The organism is Pseudozobellia thermophila (assembly GCF_900141855.1).
GTDB lineage: Bacteria > Bacteroidota > Bacteroidia > Flavobacteriales > Flavobacteriaceae > Pseudozobellia > Pseudozobellia thermophila.
The window spans coordinates 999,488-1,020,906 of the sequence record NZ_FQYU01000001.1; the positions used below are offsets into that span (position 1 = coordinate 999,488).

General features: G+C 48.9%; 21 protein-coding genes. 6 read left to right on the plus strand and 15 right to left on the minus strand.

Annotated features, from left to right (window positions below; genetic code table 11):
* Window positions 1-30: 30 nt before the first annotated feature.
* The 3 genes from BUB37_RS04210 (at window position 31) to BUB37_RS04220 (ending at window position 3,716) form a co-directional block, all read left to right on the plus strand.
* Window positions 31-516 carry a GNAT family N-acetyltransferase gene (locus tag BUB37_RS04210; RefSeq protein WP_072988930.1) on the plus strand — a complete coding sequence of 162 codons (486 nt, stop codon included), beginning with the start codon at window positions 31-33 and terminating at the stop codon, window positions 514-516.
* 48 nt (window positions 517-564) lie between these two features.
* Window positions 565-1,812: an aspartate kinase gene (locus BUB37_RS04215; protein ID WP_072988933.1), complete on the plus strand. Its 1,248-nt coding sequence runs from the start codon at window positions 565-567 to the stop codon at window positions 1,810-1,812.
* Window positions 1,813-1,898: 86 nt separating this feature from the next.
* Window positions 1,899-3,716 (plus strand): GNAT family N-acyltransferase, encoded by a 1,818-nt coding sequence (locus BUB37_RS04220; RefSeq protein WP_072988937.1) that lies wholly within the window; start codon window positions 1,899-1,901, stop codon window positions 3,714-3,716.
* Window positions 3,717-3,722: 6 nt separating this feature from the next.
* Here the strand turns inward: BUB37_RS04220 and BUB37_RS04225 are convergent, their stop codons facing one another.
* From BUB37_RS04225 to serS, 12 genes are all read right to left on the minus strand, one after another.
* Window positions 3,723-4,214 (minus strand): GNAT family N-acetyltransferase, encoded by a 492-nt coding sequence (locus BUB37_RS04225; protein WP_072988941.1) that lies wholly within the window; start codon window positions 4,212-4,214, stop codon window positions 3,723-3,725.
* A gap of 102 nt (window positions 4,215-4,316) precedes the next feature.
* Window positions 4,317-4,817, minus strand: a complete 501-nt coding sequence (locus BUB37_RS04230; RefSeq protein ID WP_072989820.1) for an NINE protein — start codon at window positions 4,815-4,817, stop codon at window positions 4,317-4,319.
* A gap of 107 nt (window positions 4,818-4,924) precedes the next feature.
* Window positions 4,925-5,299, minus strand: a complete 375-nt coding sequence (locus BUB37_RS04235; RefSeq protein ID WP_072988944.1) for a VOC family protein — start codon at window positions 5,297-5,299, stop codon at window positions 4,925-4,927.
* Between the two features lie 33 nt (window positions 5,300-5,332).
* A complete protein-coding gene (locus tag BUB37_RS04240; protein WP_072988948.1) occupies window positions 5,333-5,797 on the minus strand; it encodes a DUF1801 domain-containing protein in 465 nt (154 codons plus the stop codon).
* 2 nt (window positions 5,798-5,799) lie between these two features.
* Window positions 5,800-6,171 carry a VOC family protein gene (locus BUB37_RS04245; RefSeq protein WP_072988951.1) on the minus strand — a complete coding sequence of 124 codons (372 nt, stop codon included), beginning with the start codon at window positions 6,169-6,171 and terminating at the stop codon, window positions 5,800-5,802.
* Between the two features lie 81 nt (window positions 6,172-6,252).
* On the minus strand, window positions 6,253-7,218 hold the full coding sequence (locus BUB37_RS04250; protein WP_072988955.1) for a 2-hydroxyacid dehydrogenase: 966 nt from the start codon (window positions 7,216-7,218) through the stop codon (window positions 6,253-6,255).
* A gap of 87 nt (window positions 7,219-7,305) precedes the next feature.
* Entirely contained in the window at window positions 7,306-8,658 is a 1,353-nt protein-coding gene (gene mgtE / locus BUB37_RS04255) for a magnesium transporter (protein WP_072988956.1), read from the minus strand.
* 110 nt (window positions 8,659-8,768) lie between these two features.
* A complete protein-coding gene (gene rsmA / locus BUB37_RS04260) occupies window positions 8,769-9,632 on the minus strand; it encodes a 16S rRNA (adenine(1518)-N(6)/adenine(1519)-N(6))-dimethyltransferase RsmA (protein WP_072988957.1) in 864 nt (287 codons plus the stop codon).
* 15 nt (window positions 9,633-9,647) lie between these two features.
* The gene (locus tag BUB37_RS04265) at window positions 9,648-9,950 is read right to left on the minus strand and encodes a gamma-glutamylcyclotransferase family protein (protein WP_072988958.1); all 303 of its coding nucleotides are present in this window, start codon (window positions 9,948-9,950) and stop codon (window positions 9,648-9,650) included.
* Window positions 9,950-10,261, minus strand: a complete 312-nt coding sequence (locus tag BUB37_RS04270) for a DUF4286 family protein (protein ID WP_072988959.1) — start codon at window positions 10,259-10,261, stop codon at window positions 9,950-9,952. The genes BUB37_RS04265 and BUB37_RS04270 overlap by 1 nt, the downstream gene beginning before the upstream one ends.
* Window positions 10,262-10,304: 43 nt before the next feature.
* Window positions 10,305-12,086, minus strand: coding sequence for a tetratricopeptide repeat protein (locus BUB37_RS04275; protein ID WP_072989823.1), 1,782 nt, complete (start codon window positions 12,084-12,086; stop codon window positions 10,305-10,307).
* Window positions 12,087-12,147: 61 nt separating this feature from the next.
* A complete protein-coding gene (gene serS, locus BUB37_RS04280) occupies window positions 12,148-13,419 on the minus strand; it encodes a serine--tRNA ligase (protein WP_072988960.1) in 1,272 nt (423 codons plus the stop codon).
* A gap of 84 nt (window positions 13,420-13,503) precedes the next feature.
* Between serS and BUB37_RS04285 the strand changes: the two genes are divergently transcribed.
* The gene (locus tag BUB37_RS04285) at window positions 13,504-13,884 is read left to right on the plus strand and encodes a VOC family protein (RefSeq protein WP_072988961.1); all 381 of its coding nucleotides are present in this window, start codon (window positions 13,504-13,506) and stop codon (window positions 13,882-13,884) included.
* On the opposite strand, the gene BUB37_RS04290 is transcribed toward BUB37_RS04285, so the two are convergent.
* Together BUB37_RS04290 and BUB37_RS04295 are read right to left on the minus strand one after the other, a co-directional pair.
* Window positions 13,885-15,228 (minus strand): HTTM domain-containing protein, encoded by a 1,344-nt coding sequence (locus BUB37_RS04290; protein WP_072988962.1) that lies wholly within the window; start codon window positions 15,226-15,228, stop codon window positions 13,885-13,887. It abuts the gene before it with no gap.
* 89 nt (window positions 15,229-15,317) lie between these two features.
* Complete coding sequence (locus BUB37_RS04295) at window positions 15,318-16,253, minus strand: bifunctional riboflavin kinase/FAD synthetase (RefSeq protein WP_072988964.1); 936 nt, start codon at window positions 16,251-16,253, stop codon at window positions 15,318-15,320.
* Between the two features lie 51 nt (window positions 16,254-16,304).
* On the opposite strand from BUB37_RS04295, the gene BUB37_RS04300 reads away from it, so the two are divergent.
* Together BUB37_RS04300 and BUB37_RS04305 are read left to right on the plus strand one after the other, a co-directional pair.
* Window positions 16,305-20,084: a reprolysin-like metallopeptidase gene (locus BUB37_RS04300; RefSeq protein WP_072988967.1), complete on the plus strand. Its 3,780-nt coding sequence runs from the start codon at window positions 16,305-16,307 to the stop codon at window positions 20,082-20,084.
* Window positions 20,081-20,761 carry a hypothetical protein gene (locus BUB37_RS04305; protein ID WP_072988970.1) on the plus strand — a complete coding sequence of 227 codons (681 nt, stop codon included), beginning with the start codon at window positions 20,081-20,083 and terminating at the stop codon, window positions 20,759-20,761. Before BUB37_RS04300 ends, BUB37_RS04305 begins: the two co-directional genes overlap by 4 nt.
* Here BUB37_RS04305 and pth read toward each other — a convergent pair.
* A complete protein-coding gene (gene pth / locus BUB37_RS04310; RefSeq protein ID WP_072988973.1) occupies window positions 20,748-21,377 on the minus strand; it encodes an aminoacyl-tRNA hydrolase in 630 nt (209 codons plus the stop codon). The two genes, BUB37_RS04305 and pth, sit on opposite strands and share 14 nt — an antisense overlap.
* Between the last annotated feature and the right edge of the window lie 42 nt (window positions 21,378-21,419).

A 21,419-nucleotide genomic window follows, 5' to 3' on the forward strand; every position in this document is an offset into this window, starting at 1 on the left:
TTATAACTTTGTGTTTTATTTATAACAATTATGGATTTTATCATTCGAGAGGCCCGGCAAAGTGATATGCCTGCCGTTCATAGGTTGATCAAAGAACTTGCCGTCTTCGAAAAGGAGGCCAACGCCGTAGATGTTACCGTTGACGATTTAGTGGCCCACGGATATGGGCCCAACCCACTTTTCCACTGTTTTGTCGGCGAAAGCGACGATGAGGTGGTCGGTATGGCCTTGGTCTATAATCGCTATTCTACCTGGAAGGGTCCCGTTGTGCACCTCGAAGACCTGATCGTTACCGAGCGTATGCGGGGCAGCGGCCTGGGCAGCGCCTTGTTGTCGGAAGTGGTCCGCTATGCCCACGACCTTGGGGTAAAGCGTATTTGTTGGGAGGTTTTGGACTGGAACGAACCCGCCATAAAATTTTACGAAAGCAAGGGTGCCAAGGTGATGCGCGACTGGGATGTGGTGCAATTGGACGAAGCGGGTATACAGGCCTTTTTGAACCAAGTTGAATGTTAAAAGACCATCCTTGGTCAAGCAAGGATAGCAAATAAATCAATACTGTTTATGCGAGTATTTAAATTCGGTGGAGCATCGGTGAAAGATGCGGCAGGAGTAAGGAATGTGGTGAAGGTGCTACAGGAAACGGGGCATGAAAATACCTTGTTGGTCGTGTCGGCCATGGGCAAGACCACCAATGCCATGGAAGAAATTGTCAATGCCTATTTTAATCAAAAGGACCATTTGACCGGGACTATTCAAGAGAGTATAGATTATCACGAAGCCATTTTAAGGGACCTGTTCAAAAACCCGGAACACCCGGCATTTACAAGGGTAAGGCAACTTTTTGACGAAGTGAAGGGCTTTTTGGTATGGAACAAATCGCCCAAATACAACTTTGTCTACGATCAGATCGTCGGTTATGGCGAATTGATATCGACGAGTATCATAAGCCATTACTTTAACGAAATTGGCATTAAATGCAATTGGCTCGACGTGCGCGATTACATCAAGACCGACGATAGCTACCGCGATGTTTCCGTCAATTGGGAAAAGACCCAAGAACGGGTAAAGGCCATCGATACCTCGCAATTGAACATTACCCAGGGCTTTCTGGGAAGTGATGACAATAATTTTACCACCACCTTGGGTAGGGAGGGGTCCGATTACACGGCGGCCATATTGGCCTATTGCCTCAATGCGGAGTCGGTAACCATTTGGAAAGATGTGCCCGGGGTTCTGAATGCCGATCCCCGATATTTTCAAGAAACCCGGCTACTGAACAAGATTTCGTACCGGGAAGCCATCGAGCTTGCTTTTTATGGGGCATCGGTAATACACCCAAAGACCTTGCAGCCCCTTCAGCAAAAGGAAATCTCCTTGCATGTAAAATCGTTTTTGAATCCTAAAGACCCCGGAACTACCGTGGGCAAGGGCGTGGGTATCGAACCTAAGGTGCCCTGCTTCATCGTTAAGAAGAACCAGGTGTTGATGAAGCTGTCCTCGCTCGATTTTTCCTTTATCGTCGAAGACAGTATTAGCGAGTTGTTCAAGTTGTTCCACGACCATAAAATGAAGGTCGACCTCATTCAGAATTCGGCCATTAGTTTTTCGGTCTGTGTCGATAATCGCTTTGGGCGGTTGCAAGAATTGCTCGACCTTTTAAAAAGTCGTTTTAAGGTCGTCCATCACGAAGGCGTGTCGCTTTACACGATTCGGCATTTTGACGAAAAGGCGATCGAATCGCTCCAAAACGGTCATGAGATCTTGCTCGAGCAGCGGGGTAAAGAGACCGTACAGCTTGTGGTCAAGTAACTTTGAAAGGGTTCTCCCATTTTTGTTAAAATAGAAGGCACCTCTACCGTTTTTCCTATATTAGGGGGCTACAAACTAATGAATATATGGGATTAGTGACCGCAAAAGAGGTGGCGACCGCCATCAATCTTGATAGGTTCGGTTTTTTGGGAACATTCATGGGCTGGATCCTTCTAAAGGTCACCAAGATTTCGACGATGAACCGGCAGTACGATAAGATGAGCCATCTCGATGGCGAGCGCTTTCTCGATGCTGTTTTGGAGCAATACCAGATCGATTATGAAATTCCCGCCGAAGACTTGAAGCGCATTCCCAAGACGGGTCCTTTTATAACGGTCAGCAACCATCCCTTGGGTGGAATGGACGGAATCGTCCTATTGAAGATCATGCTCGCCCATCGGCCCGACTACAAGGTGATGGCCAATTTTCTGTTGCAGAGGTTTAAGCCTTTGGCCCAATATATATTTCCGGTCAACCCGTTTGAAAACCACAAGGATGCCAAGAGCAGTATAGCGGGTTTCAAAAGGGCCATGACGCACATAAGATCGGGCTATCCCATGGGGATTTTTCCCGCGGGCGAGGTTTCTACCCGAAAGGAGGGAAAGCTCGTGGTCGACAAGCCTTGGGAAGAAACGGCCATTAAATTGATCCGTAAGGCCGAGGTACCCGTGGTACCCATATACTTCCACGCCAAAAACAGTCCCCTCTTCTACCGCTTGGCCAAAATAAGCGACCTGTTCCGTACGGCAAAACTGCCTTCGGAGGTCTATTCGCAATATAAAAGGCCGATCAAGGTCAGGATCGGACAGCCCATTTCCGTATCGACCCAAAAGGAACAGCCCTCGATGGAGGAGTATACCGAACTGCTTCGCAGAAAGACCTATATACTGGCCAATGCCTATGAAAAGGAACGCTTGATCGATCAGATACCGACAAGCCTGAAACTGCCCAAACAACCTAGAAAAATCGCCCAGCCCGTGCGGTCTGAGCTCATTCAGGCCGAGATCGAAAAATTGGTCGAAAAGGATAGGCGTATGGTACAGAGCAAAAATTACGAGGTGTTTCTTGCACCTGCGGCGGAAATGCCCTTTACCCTGCAAGAAATCGGCCGCCAGCGCGAGATTACCTTTAGGGAGATCGGGGAGGGAACCAACAATTCGATCGATATCGATAAGTTCGATGCCTACTACCATCACATGTTCCTATGGGATAGCGAGGCCAAGGTGATCGCCGGGGCCTACCGCATGGGTCTGGGATCAGAGATCTTTTCAAAATACGGGATAGACGGTTTTTACCTTCAAGACCTATTTCGTTTCGAACCCGAACTGTTCGGTATGATGAGCCAATCGATTGAAATGGGAAGGGCCTATATCATGAAGGAATACCAGCAAAAACCCATGCCCTTGTTCTTGCTTTGGAAGGGAATCGTGCATACCACCTTGAGGTATCCCGAACACAAATACTTGATAGGCGGGGTAAGTATCAGCAACCAATTTTCGAACTTTTCAAAGTCCCTGATGATCGAATTTATGAAAAGTAACTATTGGGACCCCTATGTGGCACAGTATGTTAGGCCTAAGAAGGAATTCAAGGTAAAGTTAAAGGATGCCGACAAGGAGTTTGTTTTTGATGAAACCCAGGCCGATCTCAACAAATTCGATCGCCTGATCGATGAGGTCGAACCCGGAAGCCTGCGTTTACCGGTGCTCATTAAAAAATACATCAAACAGAACGCCAAGGTGGTGGCCTTTAACGTCGATCCCCTCTTCAACAATGCCGTAGACGGGCTCATGTACATCAAGATTTCAGATTTGCCCGAAAGTACGGTAAAACCGGTCATGGAAGAGTTTCAGGCCGAACTCGAACGCAAGTTTGTCGAAACGCAACAGAACGGCGAAGGGTAAAACCCTCTATTCGTTGCCCACGACCGTACTCCGGCGTTCGAATAGCAGGTTGTCCTTCCAAACACCGTGTAAGCGGCCTATTCGTTCGCGTTTTCCTATAAACCGAAAACCCATCTTTTTGTGGAGTTCGATGCTTCCGCGATTTTCGGGAAAAATACCTGATTGTAGCGACCAAATACCCTCTTTTTCACTGGCCTCGATGAGGGCGTGCATCAAGGCTTTGCCCACGCCGCGGTTTCGGGCCGCCGAGGCTACATAGACGCTCACTTCGGCCACACCGCCGTAGACGCATCTTCCGGAGACGGGCGAAAGGGCCGTCCATCCCAAAAGAACACCATTGTCTTCGGCGACCAGCCTGCACGAAGGCAAGTGGGCCGCACTCCAACTTTCATAGCCCGGTATTTCGGTCTCGAAAGTGGCGAAGCCGGTTCGGATGCCCTCTTCATAAATTTTGGCGACACCTGGCCAATCTTTTTCCGTCATCTCCCTAATTTGCATAAACCGTATTTTAGGATTTTATCGAAACGCCCGATATATCGCAATATTACAATTAATTAGGTTGTGATAAAAGCCTCAAGGCAAACGGGCTTTCCGATTTTGTCAGAACCAAGGCTTGCGACCTACCTGATAGGTGTTGTAAAAGTCCTCATCGGATTTGGTCAAGTAAATGATTCCTTCGACGATACCGACGATCCAGGCGGCCATCGCAACGAAGTAGCCGATGATGAAACAGGCCGTGGCCCAGCCCAGGATACTGGCCAACAAGAGTATGATGCCCTCTTTTTGATAGCCGAGAATAAACTTGTGTACGCCCGCCCATCCCAGAAACAGGGCCAGAAGTCCTGCCAGCAGCTTTTTGTTTTCGCCTTCGGAGCCGGAAAAGGCTTCCTTGGCTCCTTCGGTAAACTCGTTGGCGGTTTTTTTGGCGCTATCGGCAAAGTCGTTGGCCGCTTTTTTGGCATCATCGGCAAACTCCTTGCCCTTCTCCTTGGCCCCCTCGAATTTTTCATGGGCCTTATCGGCGGTGTCCTTTGCCTTTTCCCCGGCATCTTCGGAAGCTTTTGACGCCTCGCTTTTTAGGTCGCCCTTGCCCGGGTTAATTGGGTTGATGGCATCTTCGCCTTCACCTTTTCCAAAATTTTTATCGTTTGACATGGTGTGGTTTTTTTTTGGTTTTTCGTTTTCCTAAAGGTACCAATAATCTGGCATTATTTAAAGGCCTTGTCCACTGGTTCCCACAGCTCAACCTTGTTGCCGTCGGGGTCGAGTATCCAGCCGAACTTGCCGTACTCGTATTCTTCCATTTTACCGACAATGGTAACACCTTCTTCCTTTAGGGCTTGCAGGAGTTCCTCTAGGTTTTCTACCCTAAAGTTCATCATAAACGACGATTGGCTTGGCTCGTAATAGTCGGTTTTCTCGTCCATGGGGCTCCATTGGGTGCCCTCTTGGTCCTTCCACCAAAACGTACATCCGTAGGTGTCGGTGTTCAGCCCTAGATGACGTTTGTACCAATTCTTTATTTTGTCGGGGTCCTTGGTCTTAAAAAAGAATCCCCCTAGGCCGGTAACTCTGTTTTTCATAGGTTGGGAATTTGAATAGTTGGTGTACGGTATTTACTTGTTTTTGGGCTTTGTAGTGTTCTCGTAACGTTGAATCCAATCGGTTACGGTCATTTTTCGACACAGTTCGGCAATGAGTGCATAGGGTATGTCCGTCATTGATCTCAATCGGATGCAACTTTTTCCCATGTCCAATTTTCGTTTGCAATGCTTGGGATATTCGTTTACAAACCAATCGTAAAGGTCTGGGTCGGCATAAATACCGGAATGGTAGAGGGCTACAAAATTCTTTTGGGAAGCCAAATTCATAAAGGGCAGCGGAAGTTTTGGGTCGCAATGATATCCATTGGGATAGATGGAATGGGGTACCACATAGCCCAACATTCCATAGTTTATTTGCTCATGAAAGCCCTCTGGTAAATTGTCAAGTATCGTTTTCCTTATTTTGGAAACAACTTCTTGCCGCCCGGGTGGAAGCTGTTCGATATACGCTTCGGGCGAATCGGCTTTGTAATCCATGTTCAAACGTGTTGGTCGATTAGGATAGGATTGCCGTCGGGGTCCCTGAGCATACAGCTTCCGGGCCCTGTTGTATTTTCGTCTGCTTCGGTATCCAATGTGATGCCTTGGGCCCTAAAACGTTTTTGAAGCTCCCTGACATCGGTAAAGGCATCTAGCGCTTTGGCATTTGAGTCCCACCCGGGATTAAAGGTCAGGATGTTCTTGTCGAACATGCCCTGAAACAGTCCTATGGTGGCATTTCCGTTTTTTAGGATGAGCCAGTTTTGTTCCAAGTCGCCGGCAAAAACCGAAAAGCCCAAGGCTTCGTAAAATACCTTTGAAGCCTTGATGTCCTTGACATTTAAGCTTACCGAAAAATTTCCTAATTGCATAGGCCTGGGTGTTTAAGGTGAATATTGGGTATCACTCATAATCCCACATGCTTTGCAATTCGGATTACGGTTCCCCTAAAGTTAACAAAATTTGGCTTTAACCTTGTCAACAATGGTTTGGGCAAGCTTTTCGAGGCTTTCGAACGTCCATCCCGCTACATGGGGCGATAGGATTACATTTTCGGCCTGTACCAAATATTGGAAGGCCTCGGGAAGGTTGCTTAAGGCAGCCCCGTCCGAATTATCGCCTTTGAACATGTTCTCAAACGACGCCTTTTCGTATTCGAGCACATCGAGTCCCGCTCCCCGTATCTTGCCCGATTTCAGGGCCTTGACCAAATCCTCGGTAATAACGCATTTGCCGCGGGCCGCATTGAGCAACCAAAACGGATTGTGGAACTTTTCGATAAACTCGGTGTTGATCATTCCGATGGTGTCTTCGGTCTGTGGAACATGCAAACTTAATATCTCGGTACGCTGGTGCAGTTCGAGAATACCGACCTGTCTTGCATTCCCATCGCCAACACCACCTACGATGTCGTAGCAAATCACTTCTTCGACATCGAAGCCCTTCAGCTTTTTTGCAAAGGCCTTGCCCATGTTTCCGTAACCGATTATGCCCACGGTCTTGCCTTCGAGTTCAACGCCCCGATTGCCCTCGCGGTCCCAAATACCGGACCTGACTTCACGATCGGCCTTGTTCAGGTTGTTGAACAGGGAAAGAAGCATGCCCAGGGTGTGCTCGCCTACGGCATTTCTATTGCCTTCGGGCGCGGCCGCAAGAAAAATACCGTTGGCCTCGGCATGCCTAACATCGATATTTTCCAGGCCGGCTCCCAGCCTTCCGATAAATTTCAGGTTTTTGGCCTTGTCCAAGAACGGTGCGTCTATGGTAAACCGACTGCGAATGATGAGTCCGTCATAGGCCTCGATTTTGTTTTCTATTTCTTCTTTGGATGATGTGTAGTCTTCATCGTTCTGAAAGCCGAGTTCGGCAAATTGCTCGATGAGCAGGGGATGGTTTTTGTCTACATGTAATATTTTCATCAATTTGGTTTTAGTATAATGGTCTGCCCGGGGCTCTACTTGGAGGAAGCCTGGGGCGACCTGAAAATTATTGAACTATCGGGTACTTCAGATACCCAAAACTATCTTGGCTATCCAAAAATAAATCAGGATGCCGAAAATATCGTTGCTTGTAGTGATAAACGGCCCCGTGGCAATGGCGGGATCGATTCCCCGCTTGTGCAGGAAGAGGGGTGTGAACGTGCCGATAAAGCCGGCGACGAGAATAACGGTGACCAACGATATCGAAATGGCCAGGGAGGTAAGAAAATCACCTTTCCAAAACCATGTGAACAGTAAAAGTATGGTAGCCAGTATAAGTCCGTTGAGCAGGGCCAACATCATTTCCTTGATCAGCCGACTGCCAACGCTGCCCTTCAGGTCGTCGTTCGCCAGTCCCTGAACGATGATGGCGCTCGATTGGACACCTACATTACCGGCCATGGCGGCAATAAGGGGCGTAAAGAAGAAAAGAATGGCATGTTTGCTGATCATTTCCTCAAAGCCTCCCATAATGGCGGCTGCGCCCACACCACCGATAAGCCCTAAAAAGAGCCAGGGCAGCCTTGCCCGTGTGAGCACCCAGATCGTGTCGTCGGCCTCGACGTCTTGCGAAATACCGGCGGCCATTTGATAGTCCTTGTCGGCCTCTTCCCGTATTACATCGACGATATCGTCAATGGTGATCCGGCCGACCAAACGCCCGATTTCATCTACCACGGGTATGGCCTCCAAATCGTATTTGCTCATGATCTTGGCAACTTCCTCGGGTTTTTCGTTGACGTTGACCGAATCGACCTTGGGGATGTACACATCGCTGATATGGGTTCGGGTCGATGTGGTCAACAGGTCTTTTAAAGAGAGCCGGCCCTTTAGCTTGTCGTCATCGTCCACTACGTAGATCGAGTGTACCCTGGTGACATTTTCGGCTTGGGCGCGCATCTCCTTGACACATTTGAGAACGTCCCAGTTTTCCCTGACCTTCACCAATTCCTTGGCCATGAGTCCACCGGCCGAGTTTTCGTCGTAGCGCAAAAGGTCTACAATGTCTTTGGCGTGCTCACGGTCCTCGATTTCGGAAATGACCTGTTGAACGATTTCATTGGGCAGTTCGCCCACAATATCGGCGGCATCATCGGTATCGAGTTCCTCAAGTTCTTCGGCAATTTCCTTGGCCGAAAGGTTGTTGAGTATAGATTCCCGCACGTCTTCGTCAAGCTCGGTAAGTACGTCGGAGGTTTTGTCGCTCTCCAAGAGCTTGATGAGGTAGGTGGCCTCGTCTTCGTTAAGCTCATTGATTATTTCGGCCACATCGGCATAGTGCAGGTCTTCCATCAGGGCAACCAGTTCGGTATTCCTTCGGTTTTCGATGAGCTGCTCTATCTGCGCAAGCAATTCGTCTGTTAGCTTGAATGGCGTCATGGTTCCCGCTGCATTTAAAGATGACCGCGGCAAATCTAAAGAAAAAGCGTTAAAGGGGCGTGGTCTTTACGATTTCTTAGTGTTCCAAATGGTGTTCAAGGGGCTATTTTTCAATCTTTCCCGATTCTTTTCGTTAAATCGATAAAGTTTGAGACCCCCAGTTGTTCGGGCCGTTTGTCAAAAATTTCATCACTTCTTAGCGCATCGGAAAGAGCAAAGGCCTTTAAGCTGTTCCTAATGGTCTTACGCCGTTGGTTAAAGGCCGATTTTACTACTTTGAAGAAAAGGTTTTCGTCGCAATCAAGTCCGAAGTTTTCCTTTCTGACCAGGCGAAGTACGCCCGACTGCACCTTTGGGGGAGGGTCGAAGACATTCGGCTGTACGGTAAAGAGGTATTCGGCCTCGTAAAAGGCCTGGACAAGAACCGATAGTATGCCGTAGGTCTTATTGCCCTCCCTTGCGCAAATACGTTGTGCCACTTCTTTTTGGAACATACCGGTAAATTCGGGAATTTGTTCCTTTATTTCGAGCATTTTAAAGACGATCTGCGACGAGATGTTGTAAGGGAAGTTGCCCGTGATGGCGAACTGTTCCTTTCCAAATAGGGTGCCGAGGTCGTAATTTAAAAAATCGGCCTCGACTACCTCGAACGATTTTTGGTCCTTGAAGATCTCGGGGTGTTCCAGGGGAAAGCTGTGGTTGAGGTAAACAATGGAATCGGCATCGAGGTCCATGGCGACCAGCCTGATGTCGTTTAAAAGAAGGTATTTGGTAAGAACCCCGGTGCCCGGACCGATTTCCAGCACGTTCGAATACCCCTTCAGCGACAAGGTTTCGGCAATTTGGCGCGCTATCGATTCGTCCTTTAGAAAGTGTTGGCCCAAATGCTTCTTTGCCTTTACCGGACTTTTATCGTGCCCTGGGCGGTCGTTTCGGCCGTGTTTTGTTTTTCCTCGCTTTTTCTTTTTCGACATAGGGGAAATTTAAGGCTATTTGGCCACATAGGCCCAAGCTGGTTTGCCCGATTTTAGCCGTACGGAAATACGGGTGTATTCGGGGCCTTCATAATTGTCTGCGCGCTCCAGTTCCTCTTCTGACAGTTCGAGTGCCACACCCTCGATCTTGGCATCGGCATTTTGGCTCTTGGTTATTTGGGGGTACTGGCCATAGGCTTTTTGGGAGGATAGTTCGTAGCCCAAAAGCACATCCGGTTCCGCCTTCATCTTTCGGCCGAACAGTTGTTCCTGTATCTCGGGGTCTTGAAGTGTTCCGTAACTGAATAGATAATGCATCAATGTTCGCTAACGATTTTAAGTTCCGTACTGAACGATACAAATTTGTTGGGGAAGCGTTTCTGTGCATCGTCCTGCAATCTTTGGGCGTCTTCGTTATAGTATCGTTCAAGTGTTTTCCTGTCTATCGTGGTATACTGTACCGAGTAGGTTACCCCGCCCATTTCCTCTTCGACCATTACCTGGGAGAGCTTGGCGTTCAAAAATTTGCCGGTGGCCAATACCTCTGGTATGTGTTCTTCGCGCATCCATTTTAGCCACTCGTCGTGCGCCGATTCTTCGATATTGGTGGTAACGTTGTATATGTACATGTTTTGTGTTCCGGTTTTGGTCAAAGGGGGTCGCCCCCGGTCCTTAATTTATCGCATCGCCCCGTAGCCGTCTAAAATTCTTACGGGCCAGGGGGAAATAATAACTGTCTTGATAGTTGTAGATGATCTTCTCGTAGTGGGCCTTGGCCTTCTCGGGTTGGTCGAGTTTGTTTCTATAAAGTTCGGCCAGGGCAAAATGGGCATCGTCGGCCAAAATACCGTCGGCGTAGAACTCCGTAATTTTTAGATAGTTGAACTCTGCCGCCGAATAATCGTTCTGGCCTTCGAGAAGTTCGCCCTGCTTTAAGAGGGCCTCGTCCTCGATTTTTTCCCCCTTGTGGTTTTGAAGAATGTCGTCGAGTTCGGCAATGGCCTCCTTTGTCTTGTTCTGGTAGGCCAAAAGGTCGGCCCGGGCATATTTTCTCAGGGCCGTTTGGGTGGAGTCTTCCAAGGAGTTGTCCGAAATCAAAAGGCTCAGCTGCATGGCGTCGTTGGCTATAAGCTGCGAGGTCGAGCTCCGAAGCACCTTTAGCTGTGTCAGCGCCCAATCGAAATCGCCCTTATAAAAACTGGTCTGTGCTACTTTAAAACGGGCATTTTGGCCCAAAACGTCGTTTTTCAGTTCTTTTTGTATTTGCGAAAAGTAGATCAGGGCCTCGTTGAATCTTTTGTCGAAGACCAGAATGTCGCCTAAGGCCAGTTTTACAAAGGCCTTTCCACGGGAATTTAGGGGAAGGTCGAGACAGTTTTTGAGAATAGTTATGGCCGGTTCGGGACGGTCTCTTTTAAACGTTAGAAAATTTGCATAGGCCACTTGCAATTGCAAGGTTTGGGTCTTGTAGCCGTGTACGCCCATCAGCTCTTCAAATTCCCTTTCGATGGCATCGAGGCTTTTGGTATCGGCATTCAAGAGCTTAATGTCGATAAGGTTCAACCGGGCGTTCAGTTCGGTACCTTCATCATTGGCGTTTTCCGAAATATAGCTGAATATTTCCTCGGCCGTCTCGATGTCCTCTTCCTCCAGTGCCAAATTCCCCAGTCCTTCCAAGCGCTGCATCGAACTGCCGTTCATGCGCTTGTAAATGGCCTTTTCCTGCCTGAAGGCACTGCTGTATTGCTTTTGTTGCACAAAGAGCCAACTCAGCAGTTCGTTCCAAAGAATACTCGGGTTTTTCTGGGCATTTTGGAGCAATGTCTTTTTTAGGAGGATGTTGTTCGGGCTTTCGGGATCGGAAGAAATAAAATCGTCGATATTGCGAAGAATGCTCGCTTTTGAGGTTTTTCCCTCGCTGAGCAGCTTGAGGTAGGATACGTACATTTTTTCAATATTGCCCTGCTCACCGTAAATGCGGGCCATTTGGTAATTGTAGTCCAACCTTGGGTTGAGCTCCATGGCCATGGAGTAGGCGCGTAGGGCCCAGTCCAATAAGGTGTACTCGTGAAAACGATAGCCGATGCCGTAGCCGAAATTGGGGTTCTCCCCTATTTTTGCAAGGGCGGCCTCGTAGTATTCCTCCGCCTTTTTAGGCTCACCCTTGAGGGTGTGGTTATGGCCGAGGTCGATCAACAAGGTCGGGTACGCATGCAGTTCTTCTACCTTGTTTAACAGAAATTTTTCGGCGTCGTCGTAGCGTTTTAACTGCTGGTAGGAGGCCACAAGACCTTCCGAATAATCGGTTCGGCGCGGGTTTTTTGCGGCCAGTTTTTCGTAGTAGAACACGGCCTTTTCAAAATCACCATCGTTAAAATACTGCTTGGCCAAGAAGTCTTCTTGGGCCCCAGCGGTAAAAAAAACCAGAAAAATAAAAAGTAGGCTTAAACGCATCATATCCAAATATAACGGAGAAAAAGGGATAAATATGTTAAGCCAATACCAAAAACGGCAATTAATCGATGATGTCGAAACCACAATAGGGGACCAAGACTTCGGGAATTTTGATTCCCTCGGCGGTTTGGTAATTTTCCAAGATACCGGCAAGTACCCTGGGCAGGGCCAATGAACTTCCGTTCAAGGTATGTGCCAGCTGGCTTTTTCCGTTTTCGTCCTTGTACCTAAGTTTTAGCCGGTTGGCCTGGTAGGTTTCGAAATTTGAGACCGAACTTATTTCCAACCAGCGGTCTTGGGCCGTTGAAAACACCTCGAAGTCGTAGGTAAGGGCCGAAGTGAACCCTAAATCCCCGCCACATAGCCTAAGAATGCGGTAGGGTAGTTTCAAGTCCCTTAAAATACCTTTTACATGTTCTACCATGGCGTCCAAGGCCTCGTACGATTTGTCGGGGTGCTCTACCCGTACGATTTCCACCTTGTCGAATTGGTGCAACCTGTTCAGCCCCCTGACATGGGCCCCATAACTACCGGCCTCCCTTCTAAAACAGGGAGTGTAGGCGGTGTATTGGATAGGAAAATCGCTCTCGGCCAAGATTTCGTCGCGCAATAGGTTGGTTACGGGTACTTCGGCCGTTGGTATGAGGTATAGGTCGTCGGCCGTAACGTGGTACATTTGCCCTTCTTTATCGGGCAGTTGCCCCGTGCCGTAACCACTTGCTTCGTTTACCAAATGCGGTACCTGCATTTCGGTATAACCGGCTTCGGCATTTTTATCCAAAAAATAAGAGATAAGGGCGCGTTGCAGGCGGGCTCCCTTTCCCTTGTAGACCGGAAATCCGGCCCCCGTGATTTTTACCCCGAGCTCAAAATCGATAATGTCGTACTTTTTGGCCAGCTCCCAGTGGGGCAAGGCATCGGTGGCCAATTCGGGAACATCCCCTTCTTTGAAGATCTCTTCGTTGTCTTCTTCCGTATTGCCCGCTGGTACCGATTCGTGGGGGGCATTCGGTATTTGGTAGAGAAGCGATTGGAGCGCTTCGGAAATGGAGCCCAGCTCTTCGCCCAAGGTCTTTGACGTTTCCTTCAATGTACCCGTCTTTTCCTTCAATTGGTTGGCTTCTTGGGCTTTGCCGCTTTTGAACAGCATTCCTATTTCCTTTGAGAGCTTGTTGCTTTCGGCCAAGGTGTTGTCGAGCCGAGTTTGCGTAGCCCGCCTCTTTTCGTCCAATTCCAAAACACCATTCACCAAAGAGGACGCATCAATGTTGCGCTTTTTTAAGGCGGTTATGATTTCGTCCTTTTTTTCTCGAATAGTCTGTAATTGTAGCATCTCCGTTTTATTTAGGCTGCAAAAATAAGTTTTCTTAAGATTAAATGGGATACTTTTAGGGTCTATATTAAAAACCGATTTAGAATGATTTTCGAACATTTTGCCATCAATGTGGTCGATGTAGCGGCCATTGTGTCTTGGTATACCGCCAATTTAAATGTAAAGGTGGCCAGTGCCCAGAAAGAACCGCCGTATATGACTTTTTTGGCCGATTCGGGTGGCCGTGTCTTCATTGAGCTTTACCACAGGCCGGATGAGGCTATTACCGATTTTCAAAAACAGCATTTCCTGACCTTTCACTTGGCCATGGTCTCCGATGACGCCGAGAGCGATAAAAACCGATTACTGGCTGAGGGAGCTTCCTTTGTGGAGGAGGTGTTTAAGGACGATGGCAGCCATTTGGTAATGTTGCGCGACCCGTGGGGCATACCCTTACAGCTATGCGAAAGAAGCACAAAGTTTTGATCAGAATTTAGGCTTGCCTTGTTTCGTCTTGTCCTTTGCACTTGGCAGGATCCATTCGTTGTGCCAAAAATAGTCCCATTCGGCACGGGCCAGGTCTACGGAGGGGTCGATAAATGCCCGGTAGGGCTTTCCGTTGATGCTGACTTTCGAGTTAACGGCATAGACGGCTACGTTCTCTCCTTTTTCGGCGTATTCCTTCTTTAGCCGCTGGGCGAACTGCCAGATGAAATCGGGGTAGGTAGAAATTCGCCGTTTCTGTTTTTTGGTCAGGTAACGGTCGAGATCAACCATCTCGGATTTCCCGGTTTCTTGGTTGACCACCTTAAAACCGATAGTGCCGTTGCGGCTTCTGAGCATCATACGCCAGCTCAGGCGATGGCCTTCCTCGGTCCAGAGTACGTCGTCTTCGATAAAATGATGTCGTATGGGCAGGGCCAGTTGTACAAGAAAATAGATGCCCGCCAAGGTGTAGACCAAGGTTTGGTTTTGGGGGACTTCCACTTTTTTGGTCAAATAGGGCGGTTTCTTCTTAAAAAACAGGCTTCGTATGGTTTCCGGTTCGAAAAAGAATACGGTAAAGGCCAAGGACAAATAGGGAAAAATGCCTATCTGAAAGACGATCGAATTGAATAGGTGGAAGAACACCGAGGCAACAAAGGCGATTTTCCGGGTCGGTTTGAACAGAAGGGCCGGAACGATCAACAAATCGAAGAGGATGCCAAAGACCCCCATTGTGGCATGTACCCAGGGTTCTTGTAAAAGCGGACCGATTACGGGGTAGTCGGCTTTGCCGCGCATCAGGATTTTAAGAATGCCGAAATCGAGCCAATCGGCATACAATTTGGCCACTGAGGCAAATACGTAAACGATGAGCAGTTGAAAGACGATCACCCATTTGACATAGGCGTACATCGAATCGGTCTTGAGCGAGGGTTCGTGCACGACGTCCAAGGAATGGCTTCGGTTGGCCGGAAAAAAACACATTAGGCCCGAAATCAAGACCAACAAATAATAATGGTTGTTGTACGAAGCTTTTTGCATCAGGTACACGCCCGCCCACATAAGGGTGAAGGATATGATGCTGAACCGGTATCGATAGCCCAGGGCGATCATGGTTCCCAGGGTACCCATGACGAAAAAGTAAAGGTACATGCCTTGGCCGGGCAAGGGCTGTAGCCAGTCGAAACCTATAAAATTGAACGTAAAGTGCGGCTCGACAAGCGTACGCCGTACCCACCCCGTGAGAATGGCGCCATAGCATTCCAAGGCCACCAATATGCCAAAAAAGATGCGAAAGATAATTAATGGCGAATTGTCGATTTTCGTAAAAAGAAATCGCTTCATACTTGCTTGAATGGTGTTTGCCAAAGGTATTAAGAAAGGGCGAACCTTACATCGGCCTTGTAGGTGGCCGCTATTTTTTTGTTTGCTCCCTATTCGGGTTGTTTCGACAAAAGGGCAAGGGACGTTTGCTTGTCTTTCTGTAACTGGCGCCGTAAATCCTCGACCGAATCGAACTTGTGTTCGTCGCGGATTCGATGGAGTATTTCGACCTGGATCTTTTGTCCGTACAGGTCTTGGGAGAAATCGAAAAAGTTGATTTCAATGCTCTTGTCCTTTCCCGACACCGTTGGGTTGTAACCGATGTTCATCATTCCGTAAACGGTATGTCCCTTCAGTTCGGCCTGAACTACATAAACCCCGTTTTTGGGTATGAGCTTATAGTTTTCGCCGATGTGCAGGTTGGCTGTTGGAAAATTGAGCTGTCGGCCCAGGCCCTTCCCTTTGACAATCGTTCCGGTCAGCATGTAATGGTACCCCAAATAGGTGTTGGCCGTGGCGATGTTGCCCTCTTCCAGCGCCTTGCGTATTTTGGTCGAGCTTACCGATACCTCCTCGACCTCCTGGGCGGGTATTTCCTCCACCTCAAAGTCCAAAGTGCTGCCAAAGGCCCTAAGGTCGGTTATGTTGGCATTTCGGTTTCGCCCGAAGCGATGGTCGTAACCAATGATGATTTTTTTTGTCTTTAATTGGTTCACCAAGATGTCGCGAACGAATTCCGTCGCCGTCAGCCGGGAAAACTCCTTGGTGAAGGGGTGGATGATTAGCTGGTCAAGCCCCAAGTCCTTTAGGATTTGTGTTTTTTCGTCGATGGTGTTCAAGAGTTTGATGTCGGTATCTTTTTGCAGTACCATCCTCGGGTGTGGAAAAAATGTAAGGACCGTTGATTTTAGGCCGAGTGTGGCAGCATTTTTGATAAGACGTTCGAGAATCTGACGATGCCCGATATGTACCCCGTCAAAGGTGCCTATCGTTATTGCCGTGGGATGCGGTTCATCGTATTTGGAAAGGCTTTGGACTGTTACCACGTGCTAAAAGTAATAAAAAGCTTATATTTGAGATTGCGCTAAAACCCCTGAATGGTTACAAAATTACGTCTTGTTTTTTCAATTACAATAGTATTTTTCTCCTTTTACGCTTCAGGGCAAGGTAAGTATTGGGAAAAGTTATCGGTGAACAGCAGTTTGCGAAGGGCTGCCCTAAAGGAAGTCAGGGTAGAAACGGGACAGGTTTTTTCCTTTCAGGAAAAATTGTTCAAGCAAGACCTTAAGTCGGCTTCGACCTTAAAAGCGGCTTCAAAGACCATCTATTTCCCCGACGAAAACGGCGGCCCGGTGGCCTATAGGGTACGTGAATCGTCCGTTTTGGCCCCGGAACTCTCCAAAAAATATCCCGAAATAAAATCGTATTCGGGTTATGCGGTCGACAACCCCACTGAAAAAATCAGGTTGAGCATATCGCACAAAGACCTGCAGGCCATGATCGTACATGCCGACGGGAGGCCCAACAGCTATGTACAAAAAGTGGGCGATGATCGCTATGTGCTCTACTCGCGAACGTCGAAGGACGATGATATGGACTTTGTTTGTCGGACGGAACAACAGGTATTGTCCGGTTCGGAACATATTTCGGCCAAACCGGTAGACGACCAAGTGCTTAGAAAGTATCGGGTAGCCATTTCCGCTACGGCCGAATACACCCAGTTCCACGGGGGTACGGTTGCAGATGCCCTAGCTGCGATCAACGCTACCCTGACCCGGGTGAACGAGGTGTTCGAAACCGATTTGGCCGTTACGTTGGAACTGGTGTCCGATAACGACAAGGTAATCTATACCAATGCATCCACCGACCCGTACACCGGAAGTTTGGGGGCCTTGGGAAGCCAGGCGCAAAAAGCCTTGGATGAGGAAATCGGGGTTTTGAACTACGATTTCGGCCATGTGCTGCACCAAGGGGAAAACGGGGGCAACGCCGGTTTTATAGGGGGCATATGTACAAACGGGCAAAAAGGGAGTGCCTACTCTTCTGGGCAAGTGCCGCAAGGCGATGTTTTCGATCTCGATTTTGTAGCCCACGAGATGGGGCACCAATTGGGGGCGAACCATACCTGGTCTTACGAACTCGAGGGCACATTGGTACAGGTAGAACCGGGCAGCGGTACAACGATTATGGGCTATGCGGGAATCACCGAAAACGACAATGTGGCCTCGCACGGCGACGATTACTTTCACTATGTAAGCATCGATCAGATCATGACCACCCTAAAGGCAAAGGGATGTGGCGAGGAGTTCTCTTTGGCGAACCACCCTCCCATAGTGCAATCCGTCGAAGATTACGTCATACCCAAGTCTACGGCCTTTGTACTGACCGGAAATGCCACCGATATAGATGAGGACGATGTGCTGACCTATACGTGGGAACAAATAGACAACGGGGTGGTTACCAGTGCCACCTTTGGCCCTACCAACCCGAGCGGGGCCAATTTTAGGTCCAGGCCGCCCAGTTTGGAGCCGACCCGATATTTTCCACAACTATCGCGGGTACTCGATGGCAATTTGACCCAAGTGCGTCCGACCGAAGGATCGGCATGGGAGACCGTGTCCGATGTCGAGCGTGAAATGAATTTTGCCCTAACCGTTCGCGATAATGCGGAAGGCGGCGGACAGGTAGTGTCGGAATTGGTCAATGTTTTGGTGACGAACGATGGAGGTCCCTTTGCGGTAACGTCACAGGCCTCTCCCGTTACTTGGAGGGCGGGCGACATGGCAACGATAGCGTGGGAGGTGGCGGGTACCGATGTGGCCCCTATAAATACCGGGTTTGTCGATATACTGCTTTCCACCGATGGGGGAGGGACATTTGATACCGTTTTGGCCTCGGGGGTAGAAAATGACGGGTCGCACGATATAATAGTGCCCGGTCTGTCCACGACGGAAGCCCGAATTATGGTGAGGCCGGTAGATAATATCTATTATGCGGTCAATGCCTCCGATTTTAGTATAGAGGTTTCGGAGGTCGTCCTGAATTTTTCAGACCTTGAGTTTGATGTTTGTCATTTTTCAGACCTGACCGTTCCCTTTGTCTATGAGACCTATTTGGGGTTCGACGACGAGGTGGTTATAAGTGTGGAGGACGCGCCGGAGAACTTGTCGGTAACGGTGGCGCCGGATACGGTACAGGTAGACGGCACCAGTGTGGATATCCTTTTCGAAGCTACCGAGAACGTGGCCGAAGGCACCTATCCCATACGGGTGGTGGCTACCTCGGCCGGCATGACGAGGGAGGTGGTCTTGACACTTAACGTATTTGACGGCGATTTTCCAACGGTGGTTCTGACGGCCCCCGAAAACGGGCTTACCGATACCTCGGTGAAGACCGTCCTGCAATGGGAAGACGATCCGGCCCATACTTCGTACGAGGTGCAGATAGCCACTGATGCCGGTTTTGCGAATATCGTTGAGGTGGCTACGGTAAAGGGCAATACCTTTACGCCCACCGACCTCCAGAACCAGACTACTTACTTTTGGAGGGTAAAACCGCAGAATATCTGTGGGGAAGGAGCTTTCGGTTCGGTTTTTAGTTTTACCACGGTTCAGGTGAGCTGTGCGTCCAAAGGCGGAGGGGCGTTGCCATCCACTATTTCGGCCTTGGGCACCCCTAAGGTCGTTTCAAAGATTTCCTTCTTCGAAGACCTTCCGGTTTCCGATGTCAATGTCAACCTCAATATCGAGCACAGCTTTTTGGCCGACCTCGTAGTGAGCCTTACCTCTCCACAAGGTACTACGGTTACCCTTATTTCCAATTCTTGCGGTGATTTACAGAATATTGACGCTACCTTCGACGATGACGGCAATGCCTTTGAATGCGGGGTCGACGGAACAAATGCCATTAGCGGCACGGTCAGGCCCTTGGGAGCTCTTAGTTCGTTCAATGGGGAGTCCGTTTTCGGGGAATGGGTACTTGAAGTGGCCGATAACGCCAATTCGGACGGAGGTGCCTTGGTCGATTTTTCCTTGGATGTTTGTGTAGAGGGCGAGTTTAGGCCCGATGAGGATAACGATGGGGTTTTTGACGATGGCGACGATTTGTGCCTCGACACCCCTGAGGGGGCGGAGGTAAATACCTCCGGTTGTCAGATATTCCGCTTTCCGATTGATAATTTTTCGGTTTCGGTACAAAGCGAATCCTGTCGCAACAACGACGATGGCGCTATCTTTATAGAGCCCCTGCTCAAACTTGATTACAACATTACCATAGTGGGTAATGGACTTGATATCAGCAATACCTTCACCAATACGTATTCAATTGAGGGCCTCGGCTCCGGAACCTATGCGCTGTGTATTACCAGTTTGGGGGATATAGCCTATGAGCCCTATTGTTTTGAGGTGACCGTTAGCCAGCCCGAGGCCCTTGGGGTCAGTTCGACGGTGTTGGACAACGGGGAAAGGCTGTCTTTGGCCTTGAGCGGCTCCGACCTTTATTTTGTTGAGTTTAATGGGCAACGTTTTCAAACCGACCAACCAGGGGTCACCTTGAATTTGGAGGCCGGTAAAAATGTATTGCGCGTGTCGACGGCCAAGTCTTGCCAAGGCGTTTACGAAGATGAGGTTTTTATAAGCCGGTCTCCCGTCGTATTTCCAAATCCTTTTCGAAACCTGACCAAGGTGTTTTTGGCGGAAGACGAGGACCAGGTGGTAGTGGGGATATTTGCCAGTAACGGGCGATTGTTGCAATCCGACACGTATAGGCCCAAGGGCAGGGAAATCGAACTTGACTTTACCGGATTTCCCGAGGGGATCTATATGATAAAGTTGCAGGGCAAAAAGGTGGGTGAAACACTTAAAGTGATAAAGCAATGAGAACAGTCGCATTAGTCGTATTGGGTTTTGTCCTCTTGGTCGGTTGCAAAAAAGATTCTCCCAAGGCACCTGAAGCGGTAACCTTGGTGGCTCCCGAGAAAAATTCGGAATGCACCCCGGTGCAGAGTACCAATGGTACAAGTAGTGTGGTCCGGTTTAGCTGGCTCGGTTCCGACCATACCGAAAGCTATGAATTAAGGGTTACCAACCTTGAAACCGGCACCGTGCAGACCCGGACGACCAGTGCTACGGTAGAGACCCTTTCCTTGGTCAAGGGAGCGCCCTTTTCTTGGCAGGTAATTTCGAGAAATTCGAAATCGGACAAAACCGCGACCAGCCCGTCTTGGTACTTTTACAATCCAGGGGCCCAGACTTCCCATGCGCCCTTTCCGGCCGAAATTATTTCGCCCGAATCGGGGGCTACGGTGTTCCGAAACATCAACAATGAGGTAACCCTAACTTGGTCTGGTGCCGATATCGACGAAGACATCCTTCAGTTCGAGATTTATTTTTCCGAAGAAAACCCACCACAGGAAATCATAGCTACGGTCAACGGGAACATTGGTTCGAGGGACATAAGCGTCGATACCGATACCGTTTATTACTGGAAGGTCGTAACTACCGATTCGGAGGGGAATACCTCCGATTCGGGGGTGATGGACTTTAGGTGCCGTTAAAGGTGTTCATGGTATTTTTTACCCCTGCGAAGACAAAGGATTTGATAAGCTCGGTGGCCCTATCCAGCCGTTCAGGAAGGGCTTTACGCTCTTCTTCGCCCCATTCGCCCAGTACGTATTCCACTTGGCGCCCCTTTCCAAAATTGGCGCCCACCCCAAATCGAAAGCGGTTGTAGGCCGTGGTCTGCAACACATTTTGTATGTCCTTTAAGCCGTTATGGCCCCCGTCGCTTCCTTTGGTCTTTAGGCGGAAGGTGCCAAAGGCCAGGTTGATGTCGTCGGTGATCACCAGAACGTTTTCGAGGGGTATCCTTTCCTTTTCCATCCAATATTTCAAGGCCTTCCCGCTCAGGTTCATATAGGTCGAGGGCTTTAGGCACAGAACGCTCCGCCCTTTGATCTTAAGCGTGCCGACATCGCCCAGTTTTTGGGTTTCAAAGGTAAAGGCCTCTTTTTCGGCCAAGGCGTCCAAGACCTTGAAGCCGATATTATGGCGCGTTTCCTCGTATTTCTCTCCTATGTTTCCGAGTCCTACGATCAAAAATTTCTTCATGGTATCAGTCTCTTCGAGTAATGCTTTGTTGGATGGAAACAACCATTGTAGTAAACTTTTCATCCATTTAAGGTTTGGGCAAAAATACAAAAGCACCCCGATTTG